This window comes from Streptomyces phaeoluteigriseus (assembly GCF_001896135.2).
In the GTDB taxonomy this organism is placed as follows: Bacteria; Actinomycetota; Actinomycetes; order Streptomycetales; family Streptomycetaceae; genus Streptomyces; species Streptomyces phaeoluteigriseus.
The window spans coordinates 81,647-100,940 of sequence record NZ_MPOH02000002.1 but is presented as its reverse complement, the minus strand read 5'-3'; the positions used below and the strand labels follow the sequence as shown (position 1 = coordinate 100,940).

General features: G+C 73.3%; 6 protein-coding genes and 4 pseudogenes. 6 read left to right on the top strand and 4 right to left on the bottom strand.

The features are described 5' to 3' along the window. Positions 1–33: 33 nt before the first annotated feature. Positions 34–825, bottom strand: a complete 792-nt coding sequence (locus tag BM536_RS42170) for a GlsB/YeaQ/YmgE family stress response membrane protein (RefSeq protein WP_094102374.1) — start codon at positions 823–825, stop codon at positions 34–36. Between the two features lie 685 nt (positions 826–1,510). Next, the gene (locus BM536_RS01090) at positions 1,511–2,818 is read right to left on the bottom strand and encodes a helix-turn-helix domain-containing protein (protein ID WP_073497749.1); all 1,308 of its coding nucleotides are present in this window, start codon (positions 2,816–2,818) and stop codon (positions 1,511–1,513) included. An 865-nt stretch (positions 2,819–3,683) separates the two neighbouring features. On the opposite strand from BM536_RS01090, the gene BM536_RS42165 reads away from it, so the two are divergent. Then, positions 3,684–4,019, top strand: coding sequence for a PAS domain-containing protein (locus BM536_RS42165; protein ID WP_245873207.1), 336 nt, complete (start codon positions 3,684–3,686; stop codon positions 4,017–4,019). Then, complete coding sequence (locus BM536_RS42160; RefSeq protein WP_245873206.1) at positions 4,013–4,246, top strand: LuxR C-terminal-related transcriptional regulator; 234 nt, start codon at positions 4,013–4,015, stop codon at positions 4,244–4,246. The genes BM536_RS42165 and BM536_RS42160 overlap by 7 nt, the downstream gene beginning before the upstream one ends. Before the next feature lie 130 nt (positions 4,247–4,376). Here BM536_RS42160 and BM536_RS01080 read toward each other — a convergent pair whose 3' ends face one another. Both BM536_RS01080 and BM536_RS01075 read right to left on the bottom strand, forming a co-directional pair. After that, on the bottom strand, positions 4,377–4,895 hold the full coding sequence (locus tag BM536_RS01080; RefSeq protein WP_073497750.1) for an RNA polymerase sigma factor: 519 nt from the start codon (positions 4,893–4,895) through the stop codon (positions 4,377–4,379). Between the two features lie 60 nt (positions 4,896–4,955). Continuing rightward, positions 4,956–6,287 carry a phthiocerol/phthiodiolone dimycocerosyl transferase family protein gene (locus tag BM536_RS01075; protein WP_094102420.1) on the bottom strand — a complete coding sequence of 444 codons (1,332 nt, stop codon included), beginning with the start codon at positions 6,285–6,287 and terminating at the stop codon, positions 4,956–4,958. A 469-nt stretch (positions 6,288–6,756) separates the two neighbouring features. Here BM536_RS01075 and BM536_RS01070 point away from each other — a divergent pair. From BM536_RS01070 to BM536_RS42145, 4 pseudogenes are all read left to right on the top strand, one after another. Then, positions 6,757–15,486 (top strand): annotated as a pseudogene (locus BM536_RS01070) (amino acid adenylation domain-containing protein). A 49-nt stretch (positions 15,487–15,535) separates the two neighbouring features. Then, positions 15,536–16,600, top strand: a pseudogene (locus tag BM536_RS42155) (beta-ketoacyl [acyl carrier protein] synthase domain-containing protein); the annotation flags it as partial. Then, a pseudogene (locus BM536_RS44195) lies at positions 16,540–16,839 on the top strand (hypothetical protein); the annotation flags it as partial. The pseudogenes BM536_RS42155 and BM536_RS44195, both read left to right, overlap by 61 nt. Positions 16,840–16,892: 53 nt before the next feature. Continuing rightward, positions 16,893–19,187: pseudogene (locus tag BM536_RS42145) on the top strand (alpha/beta fold hydrolase); the annotation flags it as partial. Positions 19,188–19,294: the final 107 nt, after the last annotated feature.

Here is a 19,294-nt window from a genome sequence, read left to right as displayed (position 1 = left end):
ACCCACCCTCGCCCGAGCCCGGACCCGCCGCCATCACAACTGACCCGGACGGATGCACGTCGCCGTAGGGAGAAGCCAGGGCAGTCCGTGGCGGTGAGGGGGCACCGCCTGGAAGGCTGGGGCACCAGAACGTGCTGCTGGCCTTTCCGGGACGCACATCCGTTCGTGGCCGACGGCGGCTTTCGCGCCGGACAGCTCCCATGCCTTGCCGTCATTGCGGTTGCTCGCCGGCCGTACGCGTCGTCGCCGATCCGGGCCAGCAGCGCCGTACGGGCGCCGAGGCAGGCGGCCGCGACCGCCTGACCCGCCGAAAATCAACGCCCGGGAGTGGTTCGTGCCGTCCTTGACGGCCGTGAGGGTCGGCCGCGGCGGCCGCGAGGGTCCGCTGCGACGGCCCCGAGGGTCCGCTGCGGTGGCGGCGTCGCGTGGGGAGTCGTCGACGTCGTGCCCGTCCATGCACATGACGGTCGCTTCGTCCGGCAGGCGCGTCGTCGTCGGTGTCGACGATCGCCGCAATAAGGGTCCGGGCGGCCTCGCGGGATGCAGCGCGCGAGTGCACACGATCAGGTCGGACAGATCGAGGCGGTTGGCGTTGCGCTCCAGCATGCGGGGTTGGTGGGGTCGGCCGTGCAGGACGTGGGCGAGGTGGCGGCGGTCTTCGGCGAGCAGGTGTCGACGCCTGAACGCGCCGCACAGCACGTACACCACGGCGCCTGCCGGCCGGCCGGCAGGCGCATGGTCTCCCCGCCGGGCGCGGCGGGGGCGACGGGCCTTGGCGATGGCGCCGGCGAGCAGGCCGATGATGATCCACGCGATGATGCCCATGGTGCGTCTCCGCTTCGTCATGTAAAGGCTGTGTCAGTTCTTCGTCTGCACCGATCGCGCCCGAACAAACGTCTTCTCCGAAGCCGGGCCAGCCTGATCGGAGAGGAAGGGGCGCGAGAGGGGAGGGCCGTGCGTTGGAAAGCGCGAAGTCCCGGCGCTGTCGGGCTCCCCAGCCGTCCGCGTGCGCGGGTGGAAACGGAAGCCGGGCGCGGGGGGCCTGGCGCACGGGGGAGCACGGTTGGCTCCACCCACTTCACCGCGTGCGTGACCAGCTCACTCCCCACCGGCTGCCTCATCCCCATCGGCCTCCAGGCCACCGATCGGGCGAGCCAGGTTGTTGAATCCGTAGCCCTGCCGGTTCCGGCCGTGGGGACCCAGACACCGAGGACCAGACACGTACTTTCGTGAAGGCTGCGGTCGAGGAGGCCTGGTCGGGCACACCCCAGCAGAGGTGCGCCCAAGTAGCGGGCTCCGGACGACGTTGTTGGGTGTGGGCGGGCTGCATGTCCGCAGTCACACGCGGCGCCAGGGCGAGGTCGTCGCCGTGCGGACGTCGGCCGCCACCTTGCGGACGGGGCGGCGCCTCCGGCACCACCGCCGGCCCACCTCCCACGGCTCATCCGGCATCGGCCGCTTGACGATCCCCACGCGCGCGGGCCGTCGAACAGCCGGATGAGATGTCAGGTCACCGACCGCTGCCGCGCGCCTCACCCGTCGACTCCGAGGAACTGCTGGAGTGACGCTGTGCCGGTGTCCCCGTCGGTGCTTGTGGGGATCGGACGTCGGCCAGAGCGGTGGCGAGGGACTGCCAGACGTGGGCCGCCAGGTCGAGGTTCTTCGACTCCGCCGCCTGCCGGCCGAGCTGTTGCAGGGCCGCGATGCCGTCGTCGACGCGGCCCGACAGGATCATCAGCCGGCCGTCGAGGACCGACAGCCGTACCCGGTCACGGTAGGACAGGCGCAGGTCCTCCTCGGACAGCAGGGCGTGGCTGAGCGCACGGGCGTCGTCCACCTGGCCCTTGTGGAACGCGAGATGGGCCTGTAGCGCTCGCAGTTCCTGTACTTGCAGGGGAGTGCCGATCAAGGCGAGGACACATGCCGCCTCGTTCAGCCAGCGGTCGGCCGCGGCCACCCGGGGCGGCGACATCTGTAGCGCGGCGGCGGTGGCGGCGGCCCGCAGGCGGGTCCACAGGTTCAGGTCGTCCTTGCCCTGGAGGAGGTCCAGAGCCGTTTCCAGTCTGGTTCGGGCGGCCGCGTGGTCGCCCTGGCGGTTGCTGACCATGGCGGCCGTCCACAGTGCCTCGGCCGCCTGGGCCGGCGCGGCTTCGGGCAGCAGGTCCCGCTCCAGCTCGTCGACGTGCCGTCCTGCCGCATCCAGTCTGCCGACTTCCGTCTCGATGCTGATCAGCACCATCAGGGCGGCCATGGTGTCGGACACCGACAGCCCCTCGGTGCGGGCGATGGACAGCGCCTCCACGGCCGCCGGTTCCGCTGCCCGCATGTCACCCAGGGCGCGGGTGCAGCGGGCGTACTGGACGAGCGACCGCGCCCGGAGTTCCGCCGCCTCCAGCAGGTCGCTCAGCTCGATGAGTTCCAGCAGTTGCACACGCTCCCGCTCGTAGTCGCCGTCGCGGCCGGCGGCGCGGCTCAGCAGCCACAGGGCCTGCCAGCGGGCGGCGGGATCGTCGCCGGAGTCCTCCGCGACCGCGCGGCTCAGGGCCGCGGTGTCGTCCATGCCGGGTGGCGCCGATGTCACGGCTGCCAGCACCGCCGTAAGGGACCTGCCGTCCGAGGGCTCGGTCAGCGCGGACGCGTCCACGCCGAGACGCTGGGCGAGATAGGTCACGGCGCGCTCGGTGGGGCGTCGTTCACCCGACTCCAGTCGTGACAGGTATCCCGTCGACAGACCTTCGCCGACGAGGTTGGCCTGGCTCATGCCTCGTTCCAGTCGGAGTCTCTTCAGCCTGCGGCCGAAATGCGGCTGTTCGAGCATGTCCTTCCTCTGGTCCCGTTGTGCGGTCGGCGGGGCTTTCGTCCCCGGATCGCCCGCTCGGACGGATGAAGTTGTCAACACCTTACGAAGCGTCCGGAAGGGGAGCAAGCCGTTTTGTGCAGGTGAACTCCCCTGTTCAGAAGCCTCCGTCGGTCTTCCGGTCCTAGGTGTCGGGCGGTGGTCGCGCGTGCCGAAAACGCGTCAGGCGCAAGGGAGTTGCCAGGTTGTCCAGGTCACTTGGCAAACCCTTGTCAAGGCGGTTGCCGCGCCCTTAGGCTCGAAGGCGCCGTCCTGATGCGATTCCCTACTCGTCTCGCGGAGGTATTCGTGCTGCGTCACGCCCGACCGGGCTCATCGCGAAGGTCGATCGTCCGGCCGGTCGTGGTCGCCGGTTCCGCAGGTGTCGCGGGGAGAGCGGCGAACCTGGTGTCAGGCGGCTTTCCCTCAGGGTCGAGCGGCGAGATCGAATGGCCCTGACAACGTTATCGAGGTATCGGCCGTCCCGGTGCCGGTACCTCTGCTCCTCTGCTCCGGGAGTCCGGCGCCTGCCGCCGGTCTGCCCGGGACGACGCGGAACACCTGGCACCGCCACCGACGAGGTGGCGCGCCGGCACAGGGCGCCCGCCGGCACCCCGGCATCGGCGCACCCGGTCCGCTCCGCGCTCGTGACCCTTCCCAGCCCTCCACGCGCAGGAAGAAGGACGGTACGTCCGTGGCGACCACGAGTTTCCCCGACGCTTCGCCCCGCAGGAAGAACCAAGCCCCACACCCGACCCCCCGCATCCGCCGCGACACCATCAGGAGCAGCGCACCGCGTGGTTCCGCGTCACCGGGTGTCTGCACCGCACACGCCTCCCCAGGGGACATGGTCGTCCACGCTGCGGACCCGGAATTCGCCCGCCTATTCGGTCTGAGCGCCGACGAGATATGCGGGTTGGGTCTGCTCGACCTTCTCCAGTCGTCCGTTCCCGCACGGTTGCGGGAACAGTTCGCCGCACTGTCCTCGGGCCGATGCGGGCGATTCACGGAAACGGTCACTGGTCGGGACGGCAGCGGCCGCACCTTTACTGCGAAGGTGACCGGGAGGGCCGTCAGAAGGCCTTCCGGTGAAATCGCCGGTGTCGTCGTCCTTTTGCACCGCACAGGAGATGCGCAGCGGCCGGGAAATGACAATGAGCCGGTCTCCGACGACCCGTGCTGAGCGTTCTCGACGCACAGGTCCTGGAAGGTGTGGCCGGCGGCGAGTCCACGGTGCAGCTGGCCTCCCGTCTCTATCTGAGTCGTCAGGGAATCGAGTACCGCGTCGGACAGATGCTGCGGAGGTTCGACGCTCCCAACCGCCCCGCCCTGGTGGCGCGTGCGCACGCGCTCGGGATGTTCGCCGTCGGCCAGTGGCCGCCGCGCGTCCTTCCGGAGCGCGTGAAGTAGCGAGGAACGCCGGTCGTCGGCTTCCGGCGAGGCGGCCGTGGCGGTGACCACCGCCACGGCCGCCGTCGTACGGGCACAGCGCCGCCGTGCCGGATGCCGGACTCCGCCCCGGCGACCGACGGCGCCCGCCTCATGCCGCCGAGGGCTGCCACTCCTCCTGGAATCGGCGGCGGGCGCGGAAGAGGCGGGAGCGAACGGTGCCCACGGGCAGCGAGAGGACCTCGGCCATCTCCTCCTCGTTGAGCCCGTAGGAGCGCAGGGTGAGGACCTGCCGGTGCGCCCTGGACAGACGCTCCAGCACATCGCTGATGTGCACCACGTCCAGGGGGTTCGTCTCCTGCCGCGACTCCAGTTGCGAGCAGGTCTGTTCCTCGCCGTAACGCTTGGCGGTGCGAATCGCCTCGCGGATCGTCACCGAGCGCACCCAGCCGTAGAACGCCGCCGGTTCGCGCAAGGTGCTCAGGCCGCGGTAGATGGCGAGCAGGGCTTCCTGTGTGGCGTCGGCACCGTCGTCGTGGGTGACGGAACGGCAGATGCGCGCGACGTACGGCGTGATGGCGGTCAGCAGATGGTTCATGGCGTGCTCGTCGCCCGACTGGGCTCGGGGGAGCAGTGTCAGGGGGGAGGGGAGGTCGCTGACGGTGGTCATGTCGGGGTGGGGCTCCTTACGGCGCCGGGTCGGCGTGTGATTGAGCGGAAGGGGTGGTGCTCAGCCCGCGGCCGCGCGGGCGGGTTCGGTCTCCGCCGCGCTCACCAGGTCGAGGAGCCCGCTGTGCACGTCGTCGCGGAAGGCCTGCATGAAGGACTGGCTGAAGCAGGCGGTGTAGTGCGGGAACTCGATGGCGAGCCGACCTTCGAAGGAGACCACGCACGCCATGACGGGACTGCGTCCTGCCTGCGGGAAGTAGTGCTCGCGGGCCGGCGCCAGGCGGACGTCGACGGCTTCCAGTCCGCTCGGCAGCCGTGGACCCGGGACGACGCCCATGTTGGTGACGATCACCGTGGCCAGTTGCAGCCTGGGATTGTGGGGGATCTCCGGCGTGATGCGCATCTCGTGGAAGTGGTCACCGCGCGCGATGAAGTCGCTCAGGCGGGCGTGGACGGTTCGCGCCAGGTCCAGGGGGTCCGAGGTCTCGGACACGTCCAGGGTCTGCAGGTGGGTGGTGACCGCGGGCACCATGTCCGACGCGGGCAGCGGCGGCGACAGCCGGGAGCGCAGGTCGACAGGGGAGAGGCAGCCGAGCGTGCGGGGGCCGTCGCCGTCCAGGCGCCGCCTGGCGGTGGCCAGCAGTGTCGCTGCGATCAGCGCGTGCACGGAGACGCCGCGGGAGCGTGCCGTGCGGCGCAGACGCGTGGTGAGGCCCGTGTCCAGGGTCAGCCGGCAGACCTCGATGTGCCCGTCCACGGGTGCGCCCTCGTCGGCCGCCTGACCGGTGGCGGACGCACGCCGCACGTCGTACGGCACCAGCTCGACCGAGTGCCGCCTCGTCTCCTCCACACGGCCGTCGAGGTACTTGGCCGTGTCGGCGTCGTCGGCCGCGGGCAGCAACCGGGAGACGGGTCGCGGCCATCGCGGCATGCCGGACTCGGACGCTTCGGCACCGGGCTCCGCGTCGACCAGCGCCCGGTAGCGGTCCCACAGCGCATTGTGCAGCGCGATGCTGCTGTGGCCGTCCGTGACGGTGTGGTCGACCACCAGGACGAACAGGTGGCTCCGGCCGTCCGGCGCGCTGACCAGGACGGCGCGGCTCAGCGGCCCTCCGACGGGCAGAGGGTTGTTCAGCTCCGCCGCGTAGGCCTCGTCCTCGTCGCCGGTGCGGGTGACCAGCCGGGGCCGCTCGTCCTCGTCGAGCAGGCGCAGCGCGTAACCCGAGCCCTCCTCGACGATGCGGGAGCGAAGCGTCGGGTTCTCCCGCGTCATGGCGTCGAACGCGGCCGACAGCGCCTCGACGTCGACGCGTCCGCGCAGGGAACAGGACAGGACGGCCCTGCTTCTCTGACCCACGTAGAGCGACTCAACCGGACACAGCGCACGGTGCATGCCGTCAGCCTTCTTTCCGTCGTCCATTTCGTGTGCCCTCGACCCGGGAGCGGCCTGTCGCCGCCTGCTGTCCGCGGGAATCGAGGTCCCTCCGAGAGTGCACCGGGAAGCGCGGTCGAATCCATCCGAGAAGCCGGTCCACGGCGAAGTCGCGTGTTTTCCCTAGAAGTTGTCCCGGGCCGCGAACTCCCTCGCACCGCAGTCATTAGGGAAACACCTGAATTGACGCTCCGGGGCCCGTCTCGGCTTGACCGGATCGGGACCGGTATCTCACCGTGAGGTCCTGTGAATCCAGGGCTGGGCGATAGCCATCCCCCGCCCGTGGTGTGCGACCTCCCCTTTTCCCGCCCTGTGGGCCGGCCCGGCGAGTACACACGCGAGGGCGGCACGGAGCGGTGGCCGCACCCGTCCGATCCGGCCGGGCCTTCACCGTCCGGGACATTACGGCTTGTCACGTGAGGGTTGTGCTATGTCACTGCAGGAGGACGAACGTCGACCGCTGTCCGGGGCCCAGGAGGGCCTGTGGTACGCCGGGCGGCTGGCACCGGACAGCGCCGCGTACAACACCGCGGAAGCGGTGGAGATCCACGGGCCTGTCGACACCGGCCTGTTCGAGGCCGCGCTGCGGCGCACCGTCGGTGAGGCCGACACCTTCGCCCTGCGTTTCGTCGACACCGACGACGGCCCCCGGTGTCATCCCGCTCCGGACCCGGACGACTGGAGCCTGCACCGGGTCGACGTCAGCGGCGCCGCGGATCCCGAGGCCGCCGCGTGGGCCTTCATCCGCACGGACCTCGCGGCCCCCGTGGACACGGAGAAGGGCCCGCTGTTCTCGCACACCCTGCTGACCCTGGCTCCCGACCGCCTCATCTGGCTGCTGAGGGCCCATCACATCCTGCTGGACGGCTACAGCTACAAGCTCCTGGGGCGGCGCCTGGCGGAGACGTACAACGCGCTGGCCGAGGGGCGCGACCCGGACCCCGCCGGTTTCGCGCCGGTGAGCCGGCTCCAGGCGGAGGAGGAGGCCTACCGCGGCTCCGGGCGGTACGTCCGCGACCGCGCCCACTGGGCGCAGCGCCTGGCAGGGCTCCCCGAACCCGCCCGGCTCACCTCCCGGACGGCCGCCCCCGCCGCCCCCTTCCTGCGCCGCACCGCCGAGCTGGAGCCCGCCGAGGCCGACGCCCTCGACGCGGCCGCGGCACGTCTCGGCGTCTCACGCACCGACCTGCTGACCACCGCCACCGCCGCGTACCTGCACCGGATGACCGGTGCGGAGGACCTGGTGCTCGGTATGGCGACGATGAGCCGGCTCGGCAGCGCCGCCCTGCGCACCCCCGGCACCGCCTCCGACATCCTTCCGCTGCGCGTGGCCGCCGCCCCGGACACGCCCGTCGCGGAGCTGGTGCGCGCCGTCGCGGACGAACTGAAGGCTTTGCGCCGGCACCAGCAGTACCGCGGCGAGTTCCTGCGCCGCGACCTGGGCCTGCTGGGCACCGGACGCCGGCTGTACGGGCCGGTTCTGAACATCGTCCCGTTCGACGAGTCCCCGGTCTTCGGCGGCCACCCCACCACCTGGCACCACCTGTCCGGCGGCGCCGTCGACGACCTGCAGATCTCCGTACGGCCCGGAGCGCGGGCCGGCGGCATGTGGCTGGCCCTCGACGCCAATCCAGCCCTGTACGAGGAGGACGAACTCGCCCTGCACCGCGACCGGTTCCTCACGGTGCTGCGCGCACTGGCCGAGGCCGAGCCGGCCACCCCGCTGCGGGACCTGGACATCCTGCTGCCGGGCGAACACCCCCGCGACACCCCTGCACGCACGTATCCCGTCGAGCGGACCCTCACGGAACTGTTCGAGGAGCAGGCGGCGTCCGTGCCCGAGCGGACCGCCGTCACCTGCGGGGACGGACACCTCACGTACGCCGAGCTGAACACCGAGGCCAACCGACTGGCCCGGCTGCTGGCCGAACGCGGCGCGGGCCCGGGGCGCGTGGTGGCGCTGGCCCTGGAGCGTGGCCCCCGGCTGCTGCCGGCGCTGCTGGCCGTCCTCAAGACGGGAGCGGCCTACCTTCCCCTGGACCCCGGTCATCCGGCCGAGCGGCTGCGGCTGGTCGTCGAGGACGCGGCCCCTGTCGCCCTGGTCACCGAGCACGCTCACACCCACCTGGCAGGGGACGCGGTGCCCACCGTTGTCCTGGACGACCCGGAGGTCGCGGCGGACCTCGGCCGCCGATCCGCCGCGGACCTCACCGACTCCGACCGGCACGGGCCGACGAGCCCGTCCGACACCGCGTACATCATCCACACCTCCGGCTCCACCGGCCGCCCCAAGGGCGTGCCCGTTCCGCACGCCAACGTCGTCCGGCTGTTCGCAGCCGCGGCCGAGCACTTCGACTTCGACGCGGACGACGTGTGGACCTCGTTCCACTCCTACGCCTTCGACTTCTCGGTCTGGGAGATCTGGGGTGCCCTGCTGCACGGCGGCCGGGTCGTCGTCGTCCCGTACGCCGTGAGCCGCTCGCCCGGCGAGTTCCTGGAGCTGCTGCACCGCGAGGGCGTGACCGTCCTCAACCAGACGCCGTCCGCGTTCGAGCAGCTGATCGACGCCGACCTCGAACGGGACGGCGGCACGGGGGCGTTGCGTTACGTCGTCTTCGGCGGCGAGGCCCTGCGTCCGGCCCGACTGCGCCTCTGGGCCGACCGGCACGGACTGGACCACCCGGTGCTGGTGAACATGTACGGCATCACCGAGACCACCGTGCACGTCACCCACCACCGTGTCACCCGCGCCGACCTGGACGACCCGCGCCGCGGCAGCGTGATCGGCACCCCGCTCGCCGATCTGCGCGTCCACCTGCTGGATCCCGCGGGGCGCCCGGTGCCGCCCGGCGCGACCGGCGAGATGTACGTCTCCGGCGCCGGCGTGGCCACCGGCTACCTGAACCGGCCCGAGCTGACGGCCGAACGCTTCCTCGACGACCCCTACGGCCCGCCCGGAACCCGCATGTACCGCTCGGGCGACCTGGCGCGGCGCCGCCCCGACGGCACCCTCGACTACCTCGGCCGGGCGGACGCGCAGGTCCAGCTCCGCGGCTTCCGCGTCGAGCCGGGTGAGATCGAGGCCGTCCTCGCCGCCCACCCGCGCGTCGTCCGGGCCGCCGTCGTGGTCCGCCGCGCCGACAGCGGCACCCGGCAACTCGTCGCCTACACGGTGGCGGCGGGTGACGGTCCGGCGAACCCCGCCGAACTGCGCGCCCACGTCGCCGCCCACCTGCCCGAGCACATGGTCCCGGCCGCCTGCGTCCCCGTGGACGCCCTGCCGCTCACCGCCAACGGCAAGCTCGACGTGCAGGCGCTGCCCGTCCCGGACTTCGCCGCCGAGGCCTGCGGCACGCGCCCCGAGACACCGCGACAGGCCGTCCTCTGCGCGCTGTTCGAGGACGTGCTGAAGCTGCCCCAGGACACCGTGGGCATCGACGCCAACTTCTTCGACCTCGGCGGCGACTCCCTGCTCGCCACCCGCCTGCTGGCCCGCCTGCGGCACGAGACGGGCGCCGAGATCCCCATCACGGCCCTGTTCGAGACGCCGACACCGGCCGCCCTCGCCCACCGGCTGGCCGCGCGGTCCGGGGCCGCCCTGCCACGGCCCGCCCTCGGTGACGCGGTACGCCCGGAGCGCGTACCGCTGTCCTTCGCCCAGGAACGCATGTGGTTCCTCAACCGGCTCGACGACGGAGCGGCCACCTACAACATCCCGCTCCTCGTCGCGCTGGACGCCGACCTCGACGCCGAGGCCCTGGAGGTGGCCCTCGGCGATCTGGCCGACCGCCACGAGAGCCTGCGGACGGTGGTCGCCGAGCACGACGGCGTGCCCTACCAGCGGATCGTGTCCCCCGGCGAACTGCGGCCGCAACTGCGCCGGGTCGACTGCCCCGCCGCCGAGACGGCCGCCCATGTCACCGCCGCACTGCGGCACCGCTTCGACCTGACCACGCAGAGCCCCCTGGCCGCCTGGCTGCTGGGTACCGGCACCGACCGGGCCCTGCTGCTCGTGCTGCACCACAGCGCCGCCGACGGCTGGTCGCTGCGGCCCTTCGCCGACGACCTGAGCACCGCGTACGCGGCCCGCCGCGCGGGCCGGGCGCCCCAGTGGACCCCGCTGCCGGTGCAGTACGCCGACTACGCGCTGTGGCAGCGTGCCCTGCTGGCGCCCGATCCGGACGGCACGGGCCGACTGGAGCGGCTCACCGCCCACTGGCGCAGCGCGCTGGACGGTCTGCCCGAGGAGTGCACCCTGCCGGGCGACCGGCCGCGTCCCGCCGCGCCGCGCGGTGGCGGCGCGCACGTGGAGACCGTCGTGGACGCCGCTGTGCACCGTGACCTGCTGAGCCTCGCCGACCGCGAGAACGCCAGCCTGTTCATGGTGCTGCACGCCGCCGTCAGCGCCCTGCTCACGCGCTGCGGCGCCGGCGAGGACATCGTCCTCGGCACCCCGGTCGCGGGCCGTACCGAACCCGCCCTCGACCACCTCGTCGGCCTGATCACCAACACCCTGGTCCTGCGGGCCGACACGTCCGGCGACCCCGCCTTCCGTGACCTCGTCGCCCGGCTGCGCACGGCCGACCTGGCCGCACTGGACCACCAGGACCTGCCCTTCGACCGGCTGGTGGAGGAACTCAACCCGCCCCGCAGGGCCGGGCGGCACCCCCTGTTCCAGGTGATGCTGGCCCTCCAGAACAACGAACCCGCCGTACTCGAACTCGACGGCCGACGAGCCGAGCTGAGGCCGACCGCCACCGGCACCGCCAAGTTCGACCTGTTCGTGGACGTGCTGGAGCGCCGCACTCCCGACGGTGCCCCCGACGGCCTCGCGCTGCACGTCGAGTACGCCACGGACCTGTACGACGCCGGCACGGCCGAGGCGTTCGCCCAGGCCCTGCACGACGTCCTGCGCACGGTGAGCGCCGAGCCCGCGGTCCGCGTCGGGCAGCTGCCCGCGGTCCCCCGAGCGCACCCCCGCCCCGGTGGCGGCCGACACCGCGGAGCTGGAGGACGCGGCGCTGTCCGTGCCCGGCGTCCGCGACGCCCGCGCCCTTGCCGGCGCCGACGACGAGCCACCGTGCCTGTACGTGGTGCCCGGACGGGCGGACGCCGCGGAACGCGTCGAGGACGTCCTGGACCGCGCGGGCCACGGCACGGTCCGCGTCACGGCGGTCAACGCGCTGCCCCTCGGCCCCGACGGCACCGTCGACACCGAGGCGCTACGAGCCCTGCCCGCCGTCGACCGCACCGCGGCCCGAGCGTGGCAGGAACGGCTGGCCCGTGTCCCCGGCGTCACCGCCGCCGAGGTGTCGGTGGAGAACACCCCCGAGGAGCTCGGGCGCGCCACGCGGGCCTGCCCGACCGGATGCCGGAGCCCGCCTCGGCCGACAGCATCGGGAGCGCGGCCCAGATGTCCGCCGTCCCGGCGCTCAGCGAGGGACCCGAACTCGACGAACCGTCCGTTTCCGGCTGGGCACACGCCCTGCGACGCGCGGCGGAGCTGGACCGGGGCGACATCGTCCACGTGCACGCCGACGGCAGTGAACACCGGCGTGGTTACGCCTCCCTGATCCCCGAGGCGTCCCGGGTGCTGGCGGGTCTGCGGCGGGCGGGCCTGCGCCCCGGCGACCAGGTCATCCTCCAGTGCGATGTGAGTGAGGACTTCCTCGCCGTGCTGTGGGGCTGCATCCTCGGGGGCTTCGTCGCCGTCCCGCTGACCGTCCCCGCCTCCTACGACACGCCCTCGGCGGCGCTCACGAAGCTGGAGGGCATCTGGCGGATGCTGGGCCGGCCCTGGATCGTGTGTTCCGCCGCCCGCGAGGCCGGGCTGCGTGACGTGGCCGCCCGGCAGGAGTGGCCCGGGGTGCGGCTGACCACGGCCGACGCCCTGCGCGAGGCCCCGGAGGACCGCGACTGGCACCCCGCCCAGCCGGACGACCTCATCCTGATGTTGATGACGTCCGGCAGCACGGGGCTGCCCAAGGCGGTGCGGCTGACCCACCGCAACGTGCTGACCCGCTCCGCGGCCACCGAGCAGATGAACGGGCTGGACGCCGACGACGTCTCGCTGAACTGGATTCCGCTGGACCACGTCACCGGCGTGGTGATGTTCCACCTGCGGGACGTGTACCTGGGCTGCCGCCAGATCCACGCTCCGACATCCTGGATCCTCCAGGATCCGCTGCGTTGGATGGACCTGGCCGACCGGCACCGGGTCACCGTCACCTGGGCGCCCAACTTCGCCTTCGGACTCCTCGCCGAGGAATCCCACCGCTTCACGGACCGCGCCTGGGACCTGTCGCCGATGCGGCTGGTGATGAACGCCGGCGAGGTCGTCGTGGCGTCGGCCGCCCGCCGGTTCCTGCACACCCTCGAGCCCTTCGGCCTGCCGCAGGACGTGATGCACCCCGGCTGGGGCATGTCCGAGACCTGCTCGGTGGTCACCGACGCGGTCCTGCCCGGCCAACCCGACGGGAAGGAGGGCACGTTCGTCAGCTGCGGCCGTCCCTACCCCGGCTTCGCCATGCGGATCGTCGACGAGCATGGCACCGTCCTCGACGAGGGCCAGGCGGGCCGGTTCCAGGTGCGCGGCACCTCGGTGACCGGCGGCTACCACGACAACCCGGGCGCCAACGCCGAGGCGTTCACCGAGGACGGCTGGTTCGACACCGGGGACCTGGCCTTCCTGCGCGACGGCGAGCTGTACATCACCGGCCGCGCCAAGGACGTCATCATCGTCAACGGCGTCAACCACTACAGCCACGAGATCGAAGCCTGCGTGGAGGAACTGCCGCACGTGGAGCGCAGTTTCACCGCCGCTGTCGCGGTGCGCTCCGATCCCCTCTCGCCCACCGACGAACTGGCCCTCTTCTTCCACCTCACCCCGCAGGCCGTCGCACGGAACACGGCCGACTCCCTGCGCGACATCGCGGGCAAGGTCACCCGGGAGATCGGCGTCAGCCCCGCCTTCCTCGTCCCGGTCGAGCCGGACGCCATCCCCAAGACCGAGATCGGCAAGATCCAGCGCACCAGACTGCGCAAGAACTTCGAGGCGGGCGCCTTCGACGACGAGGTCCGCAGGGCACAGCTGCTGCTGGGCACCGCCGCCACCGTGCCCGACTGGTTCCTGCGCCCGGTGTGGCAGCCGGCGGAACGCCCCGGTCCCCGCACCACGCACGCCGGCCGGCACACCCTCGTACTCACCGGCGGCGACCCCCGCGTTCAGCGGCTCGCCGACCGGCTCGCCGACGCGCTGCGATCCGGCGGCGGTCTGTGCACGGTGGTCGACGACGGGACGGCGTACGCCCGACTCGGTGCCGCCCACTACCGCGTCCGGCCCGCGGAGGAAGCCGACCACACCGAGCTGCTACGACAGGTGGAGCGCGACCAGCGCCCGGTCGACGCGGTCCTGCACCTCGACGGGCTGCGTGACACCGGCTCGCCGGAGGAGGCGCCGTACGACACGACCGGCACGGAGCGGCTGCTCGTGTTCGCACGCGCCCTCGCCGCCCGGCCCGGCCGGCAGCACTCCGTCGATCTGGTGTACGTCACGGCGGGTGCCCAGGCGGTCCGTCCCGGGGACCGTCCCTGCCCGGCGCGGGCCATGGCGGGCGCCCTGCTCAAGTCGCTGGGCGAGGAGTTCGGCTGGCTGCGCGGGGCGCACCTCGACCTCGCGCCGGATGACGGCGAGGACCCGCTGCCCGTCCTGCTGGCCGAGGCGACGGTCGCCGCGGACGGCGCGGAGGTGGCGTACCGCGACGGACGTCGTCACGTACGCCGCCTCGCGGCCCTGCCCGACACACCGTCGCGCGCCGAGACGCCCGCGCACGACGGATTCACCCTGATCACCGGGGGACTGGGCGGCGTCGGCAGCGAGGTCGCGGCTCACCTGCTGCGCACGCCCGGTACGCGGCTGCTGATCGTGGGCCGCACACCGCAGGCCGAAGTGGACCTCCAGGGAACCGAATCGGCACGCGGGGAGGCTCTCCGGCGGCTGCGCGAGCTGGGTGAGGTCCGCTACGCCTGCGCCGACGTCACCGACGAACGCCAGGTGCGGGCCGCGGTGGACGCGGCCACCGCGGCGTGGGGCGTGCCGCTGGCGTCGGTGCTGCACCTGGCCGGGACCCTCGTCGAACGCCCCGTGGGCGACCTGGACGCCACCACCTGGCGCCGGGCGCTGGAGGCGAAGGCGCGCGGTGCGTGGACACTGCACCGGCTCACCGCGGACCACCCGGTCGGCTCCTTCGTCACCTTCTCCTCGGTGAACGGCTATTTCGGCGGTGCCATGAACGCCGCCTACGCCGCCGCCAACGCCTACCTGGACGCCCTCGCCCTGCACCGCCGGAGCCTGGGCCTGCCCGCGCAGTCCCTGGCCTGGAGCATGTGGCGCGAGCACGGCATGAGCCGCGGCTACCGGCTCACCGCGCTCACCGAGGCCCGCGGCTACCGGCTGCTCGACGCCCCCGCCGCCCTGCGCTCGTACGACCTGGCCCGCGCCCTGGACGAGCCGCATCTGCTGATCGGTGCCGACCGCAGCGCTCCCTGGGTCCGCAGCCACGTCGTGGCCCCGGTCCGTCAAGTGCGGCGCCTGACCGGGCACGTCGGCCTGGAGGACGGCACCGACCTGGGCGCGCTGTACCGTGCGGCGGCCGACAGTGCCGGCGCGGCCGGCCTGGGCGACGACTGGACGCTGCGCTCTGCGGGCGCCACCGAGGACCGGGACCAGGCGGACGCGGGGGAGGACCTGCGGCGGCTGGAGAGCCGGCTCGCCGAGGTGTGGTGCGTCGTACTGGGCCGCGACCGGGTGGGCCGGGACGAGAACTTCTTCGACCTGGGCGGGAACTCCCTGCTCCTGGTCACCGCCCAGGGCGCCGTCAACAGCGCCTTCGACGCCGACCTCTCGGTCGTCGACCTGTTCGCGCACCCCACCGTGCGGGACCTGGCCCGCCACCTGTCGACGCGCACCGGCACCAGGTGGGCCGGGAAGCCGTCGCCCCAGCGCGAGTCCGCGGAACAGCGCACCGCCGACCCCGCAGCACCACGGTCCGCCGAAGCCGCCCCCACCGGCCTGGACCGAGCCAAGGAACAAGCACAGCGGCAGCGTGCGGCCCGCGCGCGCCGTACCGCACGGCACGGGAAGGACCGAGGCCTTGCCTGACATCACCGAACCACACGAGCAGGAGGCCCCCGCCGTCGCCGTCATCGGCATGGCGGGCCGCTTCCCCGGCGCCGACGACCTCGACACGTTCTGGGACAACCTGGCGGCCGGCCGGGAGTCCGTACGGCCCGTCACCGACGAGGAGTTCCTCGCCGCGGGCGGCGACCCGCGCGACCTCGACGACCCCTCACACGTGCGCATGGCCTCCGTCGTCGAGGGCATGGACCGCTTCGACTCCGGCTTCTTCGGCTACAGCCCCGCCGAGGCCGCCGTGATCGACCCGCAGCAGCGGCTGCTGCTGGAGACGGCCTACCACGCCCTGGAGGACGCCGGCTGCCTCGGCGGCGACCGTGGCGACCGTACGGGCGAGGCGTTCGGCGTGTACGCGGGCAGCGGCGACAGCCGCTACTACCCCGCACACGTGTATCCGCGTCATGCCGGGCAGCCCGGCTCGGTCGCGCTCGTGCACGCGGCCACCGCCAACTCCCTGGGCACCCTCGCCACCCGCGTCTCCTACGAGCTGGGCCTCACCGGCCCGAGCGTGTCGCTGCAGACGGCCTGCTCCACCGCTCTCGTCGCCGTGCACACCGCCTGCCAGGACCTGCTCGACCACCGCTGCGACACCGCGCTCGCCGCCGCCGTCTCCCTCAACCCCTCGGCCGCGCTGGGCTACCGGCACGTGCCCGACGGCCCCTTCTCGCCCGACGGCCACTGCCGCGCCTTCGCCGCGGACGCCGCCGGCACCTCCTCCGGCGACGGCGTGGGAGCCGTCGTGCTCAAGCGACTCGAGGACGCCCTCGCCGACGGCGACCGCATTCGTGCCGTCATCCGCGGCAGCGCCGTCAACAACGACGGTCGCCGCAAGGTCGGCTTCAGCGCCCCGAGCGCCGCCGGGCAGACCGAGGTCATCCTCGCCGCGCAGGCCCAGGCGGAGGTCGAGGCCGGCACCATCGGCCTGATCGAGGCGCACGGCACAGCCACCAAGCTCGGCGACCCGATCGAGGTGTCCGCACTGACCGAGGCGTTCCGGCAGAGCACGGAACGGACCGGGTTCTGCGCGCTCGGCTCGGTGAAGACGAACATCGGCCACCTGGGCGCGGCCGCCGGCATCGCCGGGCTCATCAAGGCGGTCCTGGCCCTGGAACACCGGCAGATCCCGCCGAGCCTGCACTTCGACCGGCCCAACCCGCTCATCGACTTCCCCTCCGGCCCCTTCCGCGTGCCCACCGCGCTGGAGGACTGGCCCGCGGGCGACCACCCCCGCCGGGCGCCGTCAGTGCCTTCGGCATCGGCGGCACCAACGCCCACGTCATCCTGGAAGAGGCCCGCCCGTCGCCCGCCCGCGCCGCGCCGCCCGAGGACGGACACCGGCTGGTGCTGCCACTGTCCGCGCGGACCGCCGGCGCCTGCGCGGCCAGGCCGACGCCCTCGTCCGGCACCTGGAGCGGCGGCCCGAACTGCGCCTGGACGACGTCGCGCACTCCCTGCGCGCCGACCGGCCCGCGCTGCGCCACCGCCTCACCGTCACCGCAGCCACCCGCGAGGAGGCCCTCGACGCCCTGCGCGCCGCCGCACCGGGCACCCCGCCGCCGTCCGACGAGCCCGCCCGCGTGGCGTTCCTGCTGCCGGGCGGCGGCACCCAGTACCCCGGCATGGGAGCGGAGCTGTACCGCGACCACGGCGTCTACCGCGACATCGTCGACGAGTGCGCCCGCGTCCTGCGCCCCGCGCTCGGCACCGACGTCCGCGCCGCCCTGTTCGAGGAACAGCGGCCCGACGACACCGCCGCGTTCCTCGGCCTGGTGGTGACCGAGTACGCCCTGGCCCGCACCCTGATGGAACAGGGCGTGCGCCCGGACGCGCTGATCGGCCACTCGCTCGGCGAGTACACGGCGGCCTGCCTGGCCGGGGTCCTCGACCTGGAGGACATGCTGCCCCTGGTCACCGAACGCATCCGGCTCATCAGCACCGCGGGCGGCGCCACCGTCGGCGTGGCCGCCCCGGCCGAGGACGTGGAGCCGCTGCTCGATGACGAGCTGTCCCTGGCCGCGGCGAACGGCCCCAGCGCCTGCACCGTCGCCGGACACCTCGACGCCGTCACCCGCTTCGAGGCCGAACTCACCCGCCGGGGCGTCCCGTTCCGCCGCCTGCGCATCCCCGTCGCGGCCCACTCCCACGTCCTGGACCCGGTCCTGCCGACGTTCGAGACCCACCTGCGTCAGGTCACGCTGCGCCCGCCACGGATCCCGTACGTCACCAACGTCACCGGCACCTGGGTCACCGACGCCCAGGCCACCTCCGTGCGGCACTGGATCGACCACACCAGGAACACCGTGCGGTTCGCCGACGGCATCACCGCCCTCTGGGACCGCCTGCACCCCGTGCTGGTGGAGATCGGGCCGGGGGACACGCTGACCAAGCTGGCCACCGGGCGGCTCACCGACGAGACGCCCGTGACGGTGACCACCATGCGGCACGCCAAGGCCGAGGCCTCCGACGGCTTCGTTCTCGCGGAGGCCCTGGGGCGGCTGTGGAGCGCGGGCGTGGACACCGCCCTCCCGCCGGTGCCGGACACCGCCCGACGGGTCCCGCTGCCGCCGTACGCCTTCGAACGTCACCGTCACTGGATCGACGCCCCCGGCGCCCGCACGGACCCCGCCGCGCCCGACGCCCCCGCGGAGGCGGGGGCGGGGCCGGCCCTCGCCGCACGGCCCCGGCTGACCACCGAGCACGTGCCGCCGCGCTCCGACCGCGAACAGGCGGTCACCCGGGTGTGGGAGGAGACCCTCGGCATCGGCGGCATCGGCGTGCACGACAACTTCTTCGACCTGGGCGGCGACTCGATGCGCGCCGTGCTGCTGGCGGGCCGGCTCAAGCAGGCCGGCGTCCTCGACGTACCGGCGGCCGAACTGCTGGCCGCGCCCACGGTGGCCGGAATCCTCGCCGCGTCCGACGAGCGGGCCCCGGACACGCAGGGGAGCGCCCCCACCGCGCTCGGCCCGCTGCTGCCGCTGCGCGCGGAGGGCACCGCCACCCCCCTGTTCTGCGTCCACCCCGGTGCGGGCGTGTCCTGGCGCTACACGGGCCTGCTGCCCCACCTCGGCGGCGGCCAGCCCGTGTACGGCATCCAGGCGGTCGGCCTCGACGGCACCCGGCCGCCCGCCCCGGACGCCGCCGCCATGGTCGACGCCTATCTGGACCTGGTGCGGGAGGTGCAGCCGCACGGCCCGTACCGGCTGCTGGGCTGGTCCTACGGCGGCTTCGTCGCGCACGCCATGGCCTGCGCGCTCCAGGAGAGGGGCGAGCGGGTCGAACTCCTCGCCATGCTCGACGCACCGCAGCCGCACGGCACGACGTACGACCCCGAGGCGGCGGAACGGCAGGTGGCGGCTCTGCTGTCGCGGGTGACCGGTCTGTCCGTCGAACCGGGGGCCACGCCGCCGGACGTCGACACCGTCCTGGACCGTGTCGACGCCGGCCTCGCGGCCGACCCGTCGAGTTCGCCCGTCACGCGCGCCGAGGCGGCCGCCATCGCCACCGTCATGCGCAACAACCTGCGCATCGCACCGCAGTTCGCCCCCAGGGTCTACCGCGGGGACGTGCTGTTCTTCAGCGCGGCCCGGGAGGATCCCACGGACTTCCCGACGGACCTGGCGGTGCTGCCCGGCAAGGCCGACAGCTGGCGGCCCCACGTCGACGGCACGCTGCACGACCACCAAGTGCCGTGCGGCCACTACGAGATGACCGAACCCGAGCCGATCGCCCGGATCGGCGAGTGGTCGCCAAGGCCCTGCGCGGACTCCACGAC